Annotated in this window: 10 protein-coding genes; 3 read left to right on the forward strand and 7 right to left on the reverse strand. The window is 65.4% G+C overall.

Annotated features, from left to right (window positions below; translation table 11 throughout):
* Positions 1-74: 74 nt before the first annotated feature.
* Positions 75-716 carry a glutathione binding-like protein gene (locus tag LPA37_RS01875; RefSeq protein WP_228984154.1) on the reverse strand — a complete coding sequence of 214 codons (642 nt, stop codon included), beginning with the start codon at positions 714-716 and terminating at the stop codon, positions 75-77.
* 71 nt (positions 717-787) lie between these two features.
* Here LPA37_RS01875 and LPA37_RS01880 point away from each other — a divergent pair, with 71 nt between their 5' ends.
* The gene (locus LPA37_RS01880) at positions 788-1,471 is read left to right on the forward strand and encodes a TetR/AcrR family transcriptional regulator (RefSeq protein ID WP_229011221.1); all 684 of its coding nucleotides are present in this window, start codon (positions 788-790) and stop codon (positions 1,469-1,471) included.
* Between the two features lie 163 nt (positions 1,472-1,634).
* Positions 1,635-2,942: a solute carrier family 23 protein gene (locus LPA37_RS01885; protein ID WP_229011223.1), complete on the forward strand. Its 1,308-nt coding sequence runs from the start codon at positions 1,635-1,637 to the stop codon at positions 2,940-2,942.
* Positions 2,943-3,020: 78 nt separating this feature from the next.
* Here the strand turns inward: LPA37_RS01885 and LPA37_RS01890 are convergent, their stop codons facing one another.
* Positions 3,021-4,661, reverse strand: a complete 1,641-nt coding sequence (locus tag LPA37_RS01890; RefSeq protein ID WP_229011224.1) for a Na+/H+ antiporter — start codon at positions 4,659-4,661, stop codon at positions 3,021-3,023.
* 346 nt (positions 4,662-5,007) lie between these two features.
* On the opposite strand from LPA37_RS01890, the gene LPA37_RS01895 reads away from it, so the two are divergent.
* The gene (locus LPA37_RS01895; RefSeq protein ID WP_228977185.1) at positions 5,008-6,309 is read left to right on the forward strand and encodes an EAL domain-containing protein; all 1,302 of its coding nucleotides are present in this window, start codon (positions 5,008-5,010) and stop codon (positions 6,307-6,309) included.
* 45 nt (positions 6,310-6,354) lie between these two features.
* Here the strand turns inward: LPA37_RS01895 and LPA37_RS01900 are convergent, their stop codons facing one another.
* The 5 genes from LPA37_RS01900 to LPA37_RS01920 form a co-directional block, all read right to left on the reverse strand.
* Complete coding sequence (locus LPA37_RS01900; protein WP_229011226.1) at positions 6,355-9,990, reverse strand: indolepyruvate ferredoxin oxidoreductase family protein; 3,636 nt, start codon at positions 9,988-9,990, stop codon at positions 6,355-6,357.
* Between the two features lie 200 nt (positions 9,991-10,190).
* Entirely contained in the window at positions 10,191-11,231 is a 1,041-nt protein-coding gene (locus LPA37_RS01905) for an ion channel (protein WP_229011228.1), read from the reverse strand.
* Between the two features lie 133 nt (positions 11,232-11,364).
* Entirely contained in the window at positions 11,365-11,610 is a 246-nt protein-coding gene (locus LPA37_RS01910; protein ID WP_228977190.1) for a hypothetical protein, read from the reverse strand.
* Positions 11,611-11,717: 107 nt separating this feature from the next.
* On the reverse strand, positions 11,718-11,939 hold the full coding sequence (locus LPA37_RS01915; RefSeq protein WP_228977192.1) for a hypothetical protein: 222 nt from the start codon (positions 11,937-11,939) through the stop codon (positions 11,718-11,720).
* Between the two features lie 113 nt (positions 11,940-12,052).
* Positions 12,053-12,967, reverse strand: a complete 915-nt coding sequence (locus tag LPA37_RS01920; protein ID WP_228977195.1) for a carbohydrate kinase family protein — start codon at positions 12,965-12,967, stop codon at positions 12,053-12,055.

The following is a 12,967-nucleotide window of genomic DNA, read 5'->3' on the forward strand; positions in this document are numbered from 1 at the left end:
ACGAAGCATGAACGTTTCGTCGCCCGCGCCGCGCATGGACGCACTTCGCTCCATGCCCGGCGTCACGTTTCAGCTCAGGCAGCCGCTTTCTCGCGCGCCTGTTCCTCGAGATACAACGCCATCTCTTCGGCGAGCGCTTTTGCGACCGCGGGCCGCTGCGCGATTCGCCGGTAATACGCATCCACCGAAGGCCATGCAGCCAGACTCACACCCGAGTACTGTGCCCAGTTCAGCACGGTAGCAAGATAGGCATCGGCGACCGTGAATCGCTCCAGCAAGAACGCGTTCGCGGCGAAATGCGCGTCCAGCACCGCGAGACGCAACGGCACCCGCTTGCGCGTGTAATTCAGCACGTCTTCAGATGCACCCGGATCGAGCAGCGGTACGAACACAGCCTTGTGCAATTCCGTGCTGATGAAACCGAGCCACTGCTGCACTTTCGCGCGCTCCGCCGTGCCGGCTGGCGGCATCAGCTGCGCTTGCGGGAACTGGTCGGCGACGTACGGCAGGATCGCTGTGTTTTCGGTGAGGAGCCATCCCTCGTTCGTGCGCAGCACCGGCACCTGCCCGAGCGGGCTGACCTGATAGAAATCCGTTCCGTCGGCAATGCGCTTCTTCTTTGTGTCGACCTGAATGAAGTTCGCGCCCGCGTCCGCTTCGTAAAACGTGATGCGGGTCGCGAGCGAGCAGGCCATGGGAGAAAAATACAGATCCATTCCGGTGTCTCCAGTCGGTGGTTTGAGTTTTGTACTATAGTGAACAAAATTAAATGGCGCCAGATATTTTTATGCATACCGGTACAAAAACAGAAAAACGTCCTCGCGGAAGGCCACGCGCCTATGACGCAACCGAAGCAGTCGCCAGTGCCACGGAGGCGTTCTGGCAAGGCGGCTACTCGGGCACGTCGCTCGACGACCTGAGCGTCGCGACGGGCATGAACCGTCCGAGCCTTTACGGCGCGTTCGGCGACAAGCACGCGCTCTATCTGGACACGCTCGACGGTTACATCGACGCCGGACTCAAGGCGATGGAAGTGGCGCTCGGCGGCGACCTGCCGCTCGCGCAGGCGTTGATGCGCGTCTACGATACGGCGCTCGCGATTTATCTCCCGGCCGGCGGCGAGCCGCGCGGATGCTTCCTGATCGGCACGGCCGTGGTCGAAGCGAAGCGCGATGCGGACGTTCGCGCGAAGCTCGCCGATGGGCTCCGGATCTTCGATGGCGCGCTGGAGCGGCGTCTGCTGCGCGCCCAGGCGCAGGGTGAACTCGATCCCGCCGCCGACACAGCGGTGCTCGCAAGAGTCGCGTCCGCGATCATGCACAGCCTCGCGCTGCGCTCGCGCGCGGGCGACACGCGCGCGACGCTGCGCGCGACGGCGGCGGCTGGCGTCGCGCTGATCTGCGCGGCGCCAGCATCAACGTCAGCGGCGCCTTCGGTGGAACCGCCAAAACCGCGCCGCAAGGCCAGGTGAGTGGTTTCATCCGGGACCTCGACGTGCAGGCGCGGCAAGCGGCAACTCGTTGACGGCTTGTCATCGGCAGGCCTGCTCCGTACACTCGCGCGTAATTCCCGAACAGTGCCGCTTTTGCGTCGCTTCCCGCAGCCTTCACGCCGATTAGAGGAGACATCCCGCCATGGCCGATTCCTACTTCCCCCGCTGGCGCGTCCAGCCGCAAGCCATCGGGGGGCGCGTCGTCGGGCCCGACGAGCGGCTCGCCTGGCCGCAGATGCTCGCGATGGGTATCCAGCACGTCGTGGCGATGTTCGGTTCGACGGTGCTCGCACCGCTGCTGATGGGCTTCGATCCGAATCTCTGTATCTTCATGTCGGGCATCGGCACGCTGCTTTTCTTCGTGCTCGTGGGTGGGCGCGTGCCGAGCTACCTCGGTTCGAGCTTCGCGTTCATCGGCCTCGTGATCGCGGTGACCGGCTACGGCGGACACGGTCCGAACCTGAACATTCCCGTGGCGCTCGGCGGGATCATCGCGTGTGGCGTCGTGTACGCGATCATCGGCTTGATCGTGTCGGCGATCGGCACGAAATGGATCGAGACGCTGATGCCGCCCGTCGTTACCGGCGCGATTGTCGCGGTGATCGGGCTGAATCTCGCGCCGATCGCGGTGAAGGGCGTGAGCGCGAACGCGTTCGATGCATGGATGGCGCTCGTGACGGTGCTGTGCGTCGGCGCGGTCGCCGTGTTCGCGCGCGGCATGCTGCAGCGTCTGCTGATTCTCGTTGGCCTGCTGATCGCGTATGTGATCTATGCGATCGTCACGAACGGTCTGGGCATGGGCAAGCCGATCGACTTCGCGGTCGTTGCGAACGCCGCGTGGTTCGGCATGCCGCACTTCACGGCACCCGTCTTCAGCCTGCAGGCGATGACACTGCTCGCGCCGGTCGCCGTGATTCTCGTCGCGGAAAACCTCGGACACATCAAGGCAGTGAGCGCGATGACCGGTCAGAACCTCGACCGTTACATCGGCCGCGCGTTTATCGGCGACGGCCTCGCCACCATCGTGTCGGGATTCGCCGGCGGCACGGGTGTCACGACGTACGCCGAAAATATCGGCGTGATGGCCGTCACGAAGATCTATTCGACGCTCGTGTTCGTGATCGCCGCACTGATCGCGCTCGTGCTCGGGTTTTCGCCGAAGTTCGGTGCGGTCATCCAGACGATTCCAGGTCCGGTGCTGGGCGGTGTGTCGATCGTCGTGTTCGGACTGATCGCGGTGACCGGCGCGCGTATCTGGGTCGTCAACAAGGTCGACTTCTCCGATAACCGCAATCTGATCGTCGCGGCCGTCACGCTCGTGCTCGGCGCGGGCGACTTCACGCTGAAACTCGGCGGCTTCGGGCTGGGCGGGATCGGCACGGCGACGTTCGGCGCGATCATCCTGTACGCGCTGCTGCGTCGCAAGCCGGCACAGCAGCCGGTCGTTTAAGCGAAAGCAACAACAGCCGCCCGCCGCGCCCCGGTTCAACCCGTGACGCGCGCGGCGTTCACCGCCCCCGATTGCCCGTCATCCGCGCATGCGGCCGCGCGTCGTCAGCGCGGTTTCCGACAGGTCGATCTCGCGCATCAGCCGCGTCAGGGTTTCGTCGTTGATCTTCTGGGCGTTGCGCAGCGCGACCAGCGTCGCGCGCTCGGCATGAATCGCGGCGAGCCGCATCCGCAATTCCAGCGCTTCCGCCTGTCGCGCCATTTCGCGCGGCGTGCCTTCCTCGCCGAGCGTCGCGAGCCTTCGCCGGTAAATGTCCATCACGCGTGCCGTCACGTCCGCGGCCGAGGCCGACTCCGATTCGTCGAGACCGGCGTTCACCGGGTCATGCATATCGTCGACGGCGCGGATCGCCGCTTGCGCCGCCTGCGCCCGCGCGAGCTTTTCCTCGGCTTCGTGCGGATCGCGACGGTTGCCGTGCGTAATCAACGGCAGCACGATCACCGCCACCAGCAACGACGCCAGGATCACGCCCGATGCGATGAAGATCGCCAGATCGCGCCCCGCCAGCGTGACCGGCAGCGACAGCACGCCCGCCAGCGTGACGGCGCCGCGCACGCCTGCGATCGTCGTCACCGCGACCATCCGGACGCCCGGCACGGCGTTCGTGACGCCCTTGCGTTTGGCGCCGCGGCTTGCGACGAGCCGCAGTATCCACACCCACACGTAGCGCAGCACATACAGCACGAGTAGCACGGCCGCGACGTAACCGATCAGCTGCAGCGCCTGCGCGTCGCTCGTGTGATGGGCGTCGAGCAGCGCATCGCCGAGGATGTGGGGAAACTGCAGCCCGAGCAGAATGAACACCATCCCGTTGAAGACGAACTCGATCATCGTCCACGTGCTCGCCGCACGCATGCGCGACGAGACCGGCCCGACGTGCGTGATGCTGGTGTAGTTCATCATCATCCCGGCCGCGACGGCCGCCAGAATGCCCGACCAGCCGAAGTGCTCGGCGAACAGATATGACGCGAACGGAATCAGTAGCGTCATCACGACGCCCGGCGCCGGGTCGCCTTCCTCGGTCATGTTCAGAAAGCGCGACGAGACGAAACTGAAGACCCAGCCGACCGCGGCGCCCGTCGCCAGTCCGCCGGCGGCGATGATCACGAAGCTGAGCGACGCCGCGCGCAGCGAGAACACGCCGGTCAGCGCCGCCGCGATCGCGAACTTGAGTGCGACCAGGCCCGACGCATCGTTCATCAGCGCCTCGCCTTCGAGGATATGCATCAGTTGCGGCGCGATTCTTCCCTTGCCGGCGATGCCGGTCAGCGCGACGGCGTCGGTCGGCGACAGCACGGCGGCAAGCGCGAACGCGACAGGCAGCGGAATCGCCGGCACGAGCGCATGTACGAAGTAGCCGACCGCGACCACCGTCATGAACACGAGCCCGAGCGCGAGCATCAGGATGGAGCGCCGCTGCATGAAGAATTCGCGCTTCGGAATTCGCCAGCCGTCCGCGAAGAGCAGCGGCGGAATGAACAGCACCATGAAGATGTCGGGATCGAACGTGACGTGCAGGCCGAACGTCGGCCACGCGAGCAGTGCGCCGATCGCGATCTGGATCAGGGGGAGCGGCAGCCTGACTGGCAGCAGACGGATCGCGAGACCCGAAACAGCCACGGCGAGAAGCAGGATCAGAACAGTAAAAACGATTTCCATCAGACTCGGACAGCGGAGGTGGGAAGGTGACTTCGGTGCGCGGCGGCAACTTTTCGCGGTACGGGAACATCAGCCCGGAGTGTAGCCCGGCGCTTACTAAACTGTCGTCCGGCGCATATTTTGGCTGGTTCGGCTAATCCTGATGCACCGTCGCGGTGCAATGGGCGCCCCTGCTCGACGCACGAAGCTTACGGTCGCTGCAAGCTGGCGCGCGAATTAGCGCGATACGTGCGCCAGCGTGCGCACGGAGCTTGCTTATGAAGTGGCCATGACGCACATTTTGAGAATGGGACCAGGCCCGGTCGTTCCCCGGCAGGATCGTTCCACTCGCGCGTGAGAGGATTGCATGAGCATTGCGCAGCAGGACACTACAGCGGTCGCGCCGCACGGCTTCGAGGTCAGTTTTACCTCGGGGCGTGAGCGGTATTCGACGCACCACGGGGATCTGGAACTGACCAGCGTCTTCCAGCCGGTTTTCAGTCTGTCGCACATGCGCGCGGTCGGCTACGAGGGACTGCTGCGCGCGCACGATTCACTCGACCGGCCCGTTTCGCCGCTCGACGTATTCGGCCAGGCTGCCCGCATCGGCGATGTGCTGCAGGTCGACCGGCTCGCGCAGTCGCTGCATCTGGAGAACTTCAAGGCGCTGGACGCCGGGTGCGAATGGCTGTTCCTGAACGTGCATCCGGGTGCGCTGACGGACCCGTATCATGCCGCCGCGCTGCTTGCGAATCTGCGGCGTCTCGATCTGCCGCCGCGCCGCGTCGTGCTCGAAGTGCTCGAGCAGCGCGCCGACGATCTCGAACGGCTGGCGGACGCGGTCCGCCAGTTCCGCGAGCGCGGGTTTCTGATCGCGCTCGACGATTTCGGCGCGGGCCACTCGAACATCGAGCGCGTCTGGCAACTGAATCCCGATATCGTCAAGCTCGACCGCTCGTTGCTGGCGCCAGGCCCGATCCGGCCGCAAGGCTCGTCGATACTGCCGGGTCTGGTGTCGTTGCTGCACGAGGCGGGCAAGCTCGTGCTGGTCGAAGGCATCGAGACGGAAAGCGAAGCGCTGATGGCGCTCGCTTGCGACGCCGATTTCGTCCAGGGCTTTTACTTCGGCCGGCCGAGCGCGGTGCTCGCCGATGCGTGCGCGAGCACCGCGGTGATCGCCGGTTTGACGGAACGCAATCGCAGGCTCACCGAAATGCGCGAGAAGCGCGACGCGTCGCGACTCGCGCCGTATGTGCGGGCGTTCGAGCGCGCCGCCGAGCGGCTTGCCGCAGGCGAGGCGCTCGACGAAGTCTGCTGGAATTTTCTGTCGCTCGACGATGCGGCGCGCTGTTTCCTGCTCGACGACAACGGCCGTCAGTCGGAGCGCAACGTCGTGCTGCGCGCGGACCGCGCGGTGCAGATGTCGCGCTTTCTGCCACTGTCGGACGCGAAGGGGGCGAGCTGGTTGCGCAGGCCGTATTTTCGCGCGGCGATTCGTGAACCGCAGCGCGTGCAGGTGACGCAGCCGTATCTGTCGATCAACGAGGCGACGTTGTGCGTGACGCTTTCGATTGCCACGCGCATCGGCGAACGCACGGCGGTGCTGTGCGGTGATATCGACTGGCATCCCGAGAGCGAAGAAGCGGCCTCCACGCACGCGATGATCTAGAACCGGTACGCCGCATCGCAACGCGGCGTACCGCACTTCACTTACTTACTTCGCCACCACCACCGGAATGCCGCTCAATGCGCTGCCGCCGCGCACGCTGGCGATCGCTTCCTGCACGACGGCGGACGTTGCCGGTTCAATGTTCAGAGGCCGTGCAAGCGAGCGCTCACGCGCCTTTGCCGCGACGAGGCTGTTCAGCTTCACCGGACCGTAGCCGCGCACGCGCTGCATGACCTGCGCGAACTCGATCGCGCTTTCCGTCGTTGCGGGCGTGAGCGCGCCCAGCAGTGTGTCGATCGTCGTTTCGTAATCGTCGGCGAGTGCGCGTTCCATGCGGCGCTCCAGCGAGTGGCCGAACGGATCGAGCACCGTGCCGCGCAATGCGCGGATCTTCGCGAGACCGCCGAGCACCGGCCACATCCACTGACCGACCTTCACCTTCTTCGGACGCGCGCCATGCTCCGCGCGCGCGAGCGTCGGCGGCGCCATGTTGAAGCCGATCCGGAAGTCGCGGCCCGCGGTGCCTTCGAATTGCGCTTCGATGACACGGCGGAAGCTGTCGTCCGAATAGAGGCGCGCGACTTCGTATTCGTCTTTCACGGCGAGCAGCTTGTAGAACGTCGTCGCGACCGCGCGAGTGAGCGGCTCGCTTGCTCCGCGCGCGCGCTGCCGTTCGGCCTGGCGAACCCGGTCGACGAGCATGCGGAAGCGCTTCACATACGCCGCGCCGCCGTACGCGGCGAGACGTGTTTCGCGATCGGCGATCACGGCATCGACGTCGAGCGCTGCGTCGCTGGCGACGGCGAAGGGCAACGCGACTGCATCGGCGCGGGTCTGTAGCAGCGTATCGAGTGCGGCTGGATCGTCGGCGGCGATGCGGCCGATCGCGAACGCCAGCTTGTTCGCTTCGATCGCGACGTTGTTCAGTTCGATCGCGCGCATCAGCGCCGCGAACGAGACCGGCACGAGGCCGAGCTGCCACGCGAAGCCGAGCATCAGGATGTTCGCGCCAATCGTGTCGCCGAGGAAACGGCCCGCCAGCAACTGCGCATCGCACATCGACAGGTATTCCTCCACTCCCGGAGAGGCTTCCTTCGAGCCGCCCGCCGCGTGACGCATCTTGTCGATGAGCGCATCGGTGTGCAGGTTCGCGTCCGGGTTCTGCACGAACGTGGCGTTCGGAATCGCGTGCGTGTTCACGACGATGCGCGTGCGGCCGTGGCGCACTGTCTGCAGCGCATCGCTGCTGGCGCCGACGACCATGTCGCACGCGAGCAGCACGTCGGCTTGCTGCGTATCGATGCGCACCTGGTTCAGCCATTCGTCGCGTGCCGCGAAGCGCACGAACGACAGCACCGCGCCGCCCTTCTGCGCGAAGCCCATGAAGTCGAGCACCGACGCGCTCTTGCCTTCCAGATGCGCGGCCATGCTGATCAGCGCGCCGACCGTCACGACGCCCGTACCGCCGACACCCGTCACGAGGATGTCGTACGGCGCGGCGTCGAGGTGCGTCGCGGGTATCGGCAGCGCGTCGACGCGCCTGGCGAGCGCGGCCGGATCGAACGCGTTACCCGCGGCCTTTTTCAGCTTGCCGCCAACGACCGTGACAAAGCTTGGGCAAAAGCCGTTCACGCACGAATAGTCCTTGTTGCACGACGACTGGTCGATGCGGCGCTTGCGGCCGAGCGTCGTTTCGAGCGGTTCGACCGACAGGCAGTTCGACTGCACGCCGCAATCGCCGCAGCCTTCGCAGACGGCTTCGTTGATGAACAAACGCTTGTCCGGATCGGGAAACTCACCTTTCTTGCGACGGCGACGTTTCTCGGCGGCGCATGTCTGGTCGTAGATCAGCACGGTCACGCCGTCGATGTCGCGCAGCGCGCGCTGCACCGTGTCGAGTTCGTCGCGGTGATGAAACGTCGTGCCGGACGGAAAGAGGTTGTGCTGGCCGTCGTACTTTTCCGGCTCATCGCTGACCACGACGAAGCGCGATACGCCTTCCGCCTCCACCTGACGCGCGATCTGCGGCACGGAGATGCTGCCGTCGACCGGCTGGCCGCCCGTCATCGCGACGGCGTCGTTATAGAGAATCTTGTACGTGATGTTGGTCTTCGCCGCGACCGCCTGGCGGATCGCGAGAATGCCCGAGTGAAAGTACGTGCCGTCGCCGAGGTTCTGGAACACGTGGCGCGTTTTCGTGAACATCGAATGCGATGCCCAGTCGACGCCTTCACCGCCCATCTGGATGAGGCCGGTCGTGTCGCGCTCCATCCACGAAGCCATGAAGTGGCAGCCGATGCCCGCCTGCGCGATCGAGCCTTCGGGCACCTTCGTCGACGTGTTGTGCGGGCAGCCCGAGCAGAAGTACGGCGTGCGCTTCACGGCATCGGCGGCGTTCGACAGTATTTGCGGCGCGACCAGATCGACGACGCGTTCGCGCCGGTCGAGCGCGGGCTTGTGCCGCGCGAGCCAGTTCGCGAACACCGGGAGGATGCGCGACGGGCGCAGCTCGCCAAGCGCGGAAAGCAGCATCGAGCCATCTTCGGCGTATTTGCCGAGGATCGCCGGGCGCGCGCCTTCGCGGCGGTTGTAGAGATAGTCCTTGATCTGCTGCTCGATGACGGGACCCTTCTCCTCGATCACGAGCACGTTCGACAGCCCTTCGACGAACGTATCGATGCGACCCATTTCCAGCGGAAACGACAGGCCGACCTTGTAGATCCGCACGCCGGCTGCTTCGAGATCGGCAACGGTGAGATCGAGCCGGCGCAGCGCTTCCATCAGGTCCAGATGCGCCTTGCCGCACGTGATGATGCCGACGTTCGCATGCGGGCTCGGCGCGATCCATTTATCGATGCTGTTCGTGCGCGCGAAGTGGCGCACGGCGTCGAGCTTCGCTTCCAGCCGCGCTTCGATCGACAGACTCGGCAGATCGGGCCAGCGGTTATGCAGGCCATCGGCGGGCGCGACGAAATCAGCCGGCGGAATCCATTCGGTTTGCAGCGCGTCGAGATCGACGGTCGAGCCGGATTCGACCGTCTCGGAAATCGCCTTGTAGCCGACCCACGCACCGGAAAAGCGCGACAGCGCCCAGCCGTACAGGCCGAATTCCAGCATGTCCGCGATGTTCGACGGGTTCACGACCGGCATGTGCCACGACATCATCGCGAAGTCGCTCTGGTGCGGCATCGACGACGACACGCAACCGTGATCGTCCCCCGCCACGACGAGCACGCCGCCATGCCGCGACGAGCCGTACGCGTTGCCGTGCTTGAGCGCATCGCCGGCCCGGTCGACGCCCGGACCCTTGCCATACCAGATCGCGAACACGCCTTCGACGGTGCGCTCCGGATCCGATTCCACCCGCTGCGTGCCGAGCACGGCGGTGCCGCCGAGTTCCTCGTTGATCGCCGGCAAAAAGCGGATGTCGCTGGCGTCGAGCAGTTTCTGCGCCTTCCACAACTGCTGGTCGACCATCCCGAGCGGCGAGCCGCGATAGCCGCTGACGAAGCCGGCTGTGTTCAGTCCGTTTGCCTTGTCCAGCGCGCGCTGCATCAGCGGCAGGCGCACGATCGCCTGCGTGCCGGTCAGGAAGATGCGGCCGCGCGTGGCAGTCAGATTGTCGGAAAGACGGTAATCGGCGAGGGCGGGCGTGCCGTCGACAGGCAGTCGTGCGGTCATTGGGGGGAGTCTCCTTGTTATCGCTTCGCTGGAACGGAAAAGACAGCGCAACGCCGCCGCAGCGAAAGAGACTCTATTTTTTATCGCCGATTGGAGTGTTTTTTTACTAACTGGGGGCGGCGGGTATGTATTCGCGCGAGCCCTTGGGCGATTTCTAGCCCTTTTGAGTGAGTTCTACCGGCGTCACCCCGGCGCGCCGCTCAGTGCGGCCGCGTTTTCGGTACGGGCGCGTCGGCGGCGGGCTGCGTTTTCACCGTTGCCGGTTCTTCAAACGGAATGACGGAGTCGTAGAACGCGTAGTCGATGTGCGTTACGCCGTCCTGTTCGAAGAGTACGTCCGCGTAGCGGTGGCGCCAGCGGATATTCTGGTGCAGCCACGTGTGGCGCGCCTGCATGGTCTGCGAGGTCGTTTCGTCGGAGCCTTCGATGGTGAGGAGGAGCGAGGCATCGCATGCCGCGAGGCTCGCCGGCGTTTCGCCGAAGAGCGGGCTGTTTTCGTCGATGACATGCATCATGTTCCAGCCGAGCAGAAACATCGGATGCTGATCGCGCATCAGTTTCATGTCGTGAATCTTGAGCATCGAGAGACCTTCGAACGTGGTTTCGCGGCGCATCAGACGCAATCGCGCGCGTGCTTCGGAGATCACGTTCTGACGCGCGTTGGCGGCGCGCACCATCAGCGTCTCCAGGCCGTCGACCGGATGAACCACCGCGTAGCGCGCGAACATGATCTTCGCGCGCGGCCGCGAGAAGCGCGCGAAGATCAGCCCGGTCGCGAGCGCGATGCCCGACATCCCGACGAAGATTTCCAGCGTGGCGATGCTGTGCGCGTAGACCGTTTGCGGATGCATGTCGCCGTAGCCGACGGTCGCGAGCGTTTCGACGCTAAAGAAGAACGCGCCGGCGAAGCCCGCCGGCGCCTGGTTGGCGATTGACGCATGCCCGAGCATGTAGAGCGACGCGAACGCGGTATTGAGCAGCAGGAACAGCGCGGCGAGCGACACGAAAAATATCGGCCACGTGACCATCAGCGCGCGGTGGTAGAGATCCTTCCAGACCGGCAGCGGCAGGCCGTGCGCGATCACGATGCGCTGGCCGTTGCGTATCCTGCGCCCCGGACGGCCGCGCAGGTCGCGCGCGGGCGGCACGGAACCGTCTTGCGAAGCGGAAGACGTGACGCGTTCTGACGGGTCGTGAGGCATCGCGTTGCGGCGGCTGTGGAAACGTGCAAAGCGTAGCACGCAAGGGCGCCTCGCCGCGCGGTGGCGGCACGTGTGTCTTTCGACGCAACGCGCGCGCAGTGGCTGTGAGCGCGGTTACGTGACCCCGGGTCTGCCGGATACGGTCACGCATGTGCGCTGCAGGAAAACGCGCTTACGGGAACGAACGTGGTTTGGGAATGCCCGCGCCGTGCTCGATATCGGCGACGGCCTGACGATGCGCGGATTCGACCGCTTCGCCGGGTTCGCCGAAACCCGCGTCGCCGCCCACCGTGGTCCACGGCTGGACAGGCTTGTCGCGATGACGGATTTCGTATTCCGCGTCCCATCGCGCGCCCTGCAGTTCGAGCGGGCGTACATGGATCGCGTACACACCGTAGAGGAAGAGCTGTTCAGCCATCTTCGCCTCCAGCCGGTTCGTCCGGAAATGGCGTCAGCGGCAGGGAGGCCGCGGCGCCGGGGCTACATAGACCATGTGACTTTTTGCGGCGTCCAGAGTTCGCGCGGCTAGAGTTCAAGTTCGCCGAGGATGCGGTGGGCGAGCGCCTTGGCCTCCTCGAGCGCCTCTTCGGGCGTCGCTGACGTGGCATCGACTTCGTAGACGGTGTTCTCCTGCTCGTCGCCGTCGTCGCGCGCGAGGGAGACGACGCCCTGATACTGGTCGCGTTTCAGCTCACGAACGGTTGCGATCGCCGTGTAGATACCCTTGGTGTAGGTGAGCTCGGCCATGATGCAACTCCGGCAAGTGGGAGATTCCATCGTAGCACGCAGATCGCAGCCTTACCGGCGCGTAACCATGCGCGCACCGGGACGCGCGTGATCTGTCGCCGGTGCGGTTCTTCCTATTCTTTCAGCAACGCGACGACTTCGTCGAGCGTCGGCGAATGCGCGCCGGAATGCCGGCATGCCGCGGCGCCCGCCGCCAGCGAAAACGCCAGATGTTCGGGCCACGTGCGCCTCGGCGCGGTCATCAGGCTGAACAGCAGGCCGCCGATCGACGCATCGCCGGCACCGACGGTGTCGGCCACTTCGACACGCGGCGGCTGGTCTTCATACACCGCATCGCCGACGAGGAGCGTCGACGTTTCCGGCCCACGCGTGACGAGCACCGTCGCTGACGGATTCAGCGCGCGCAGCTGCGCGAGCGCGGCGGCTTCGTCATCCGTTTTGAACAGCAGACGCAGGTCTTCGTCGGAGACCTTGATCAGGTCGGCGAGCGCGGACATCTTGCGCAGGATCGGCTCGTAGCCGTGTTCCATCAGGTTGCGGTAGTTCGGGTCGTAGCTGATCTTCACGCCGCGCGCGCGCAGGTCGGCGGCGAGCGTCGCGAGTGTGTCGCCAAGCGGCTGGCGCACGAGGCTGATGCAGCCGAAGTGCGCCCACTTCACCTGCTCCATCCAGCCCTGCGGCAGCAGCGACGGATCGAACGCGAGATCGGCGCTGTTGTCGCCCATGAAGAAGTAGGTCGGCGGATGCGTCTCGTGGACGATCGCCAGCAGCGGCGAGCGGTCGAAGCGCTGCATGAAGCGCATGTCGAGGTCGGCCGCGACGCTCGCGTTCCAGATCGCGTCGGAGAAGCAGTCGTTGCCGAGCGCGCCCACCGAGGCCGTGCGCAGCCCGAGCCGCGCGACGGCGCGCGCGACGTTCCAGCCGGCGCCGCCTGGCACGGAGAGCCAGCGCGAGTCGTCGGTGCGGACCATGTCGGTCAGGATGTCGCCGGCGGAAACGAAGAGGGGAAATTCGGTGCTCGTTGTCAT

Origin of the sequence: Paraburkholderia gardini, from assembly GCF_907164545.1 — a bacterium.
Taxonomy (GTDB): domain Bacteria; phylum Pseudomonadota; class Gammaproteobacteria; order Burkholderiales; family Burkholderiaceae; genus Paraburkholderia; species Paraburkholderia gardini.

Excerpts from the sequence above, each read along its gene's own strand:
- LPA37_RS01875 (WP_228984154.1), bottom strand. The coding sequence starts at position 716 with ATGGATCTGTATTTTTCTCCCATGGCCTGCTCGCTCGCGACCCGCATC.
- LPA37_RS01885 (WP_229011223.1), top strand. The coding sequence starts at position 1,635 with ATGGCCGATTCCTACTTCCCCCGCTGGCGCGTCCAGCCGCAAGCCATC.
- LPA37_RS01910 (WP_228977190.1), bottom strand. The coding sequence starts at position 11,610 with ATGGCTGAACAGCTCTTCCTCTACGGTGTGTACGCGATCCATGTACGC.
- LPA37_RS01880 (WP_229011221.1), top strand. The coding sequence starts at position 788 with ATGCATACCGGTACAAAAACAGAAAAACGTCCTCGCGGAAGGCCACGC.
- LPA37_RS01915 (WP_228977192.1), bottom strand. The coding sequence starts at position 11,939 with ATGGCCGAGCTCACCTACACCAAGGGTATCTACACGGCGATCGCAACC.
- LPA37_RS01895 (WP_228977185.1), top strand. The coding sequence starts at position 5,008 with ATGAGCATTGCGCAGCAGGACACTACAGCGGTCGCGCCGCACGGCTTC.
- LPA37_RS01900 (WP_229011226.1), bottom strand. The coding sequence starts at position 9,990 with ATGACCGCACGACTGCCTGTCGACGGCACGCCCGCCCTCGCCGATTAC.
- LPA37_RS01890 (WP_229011224.1), bottom strand. The coding sequence starts at position 4,661 with ATGGAAATCGTTTTTACTGTTCTGATCCTGCTTCTCGCCGTGGCTGTT.
- LPA37_RS01920 (WP_228977195.1), bottom strand. The coding sequence starts at position 12,967 with ATGACAACGAGCACCGAATTTCCCCTCTTCGTTTCCGCCGGCGACATC.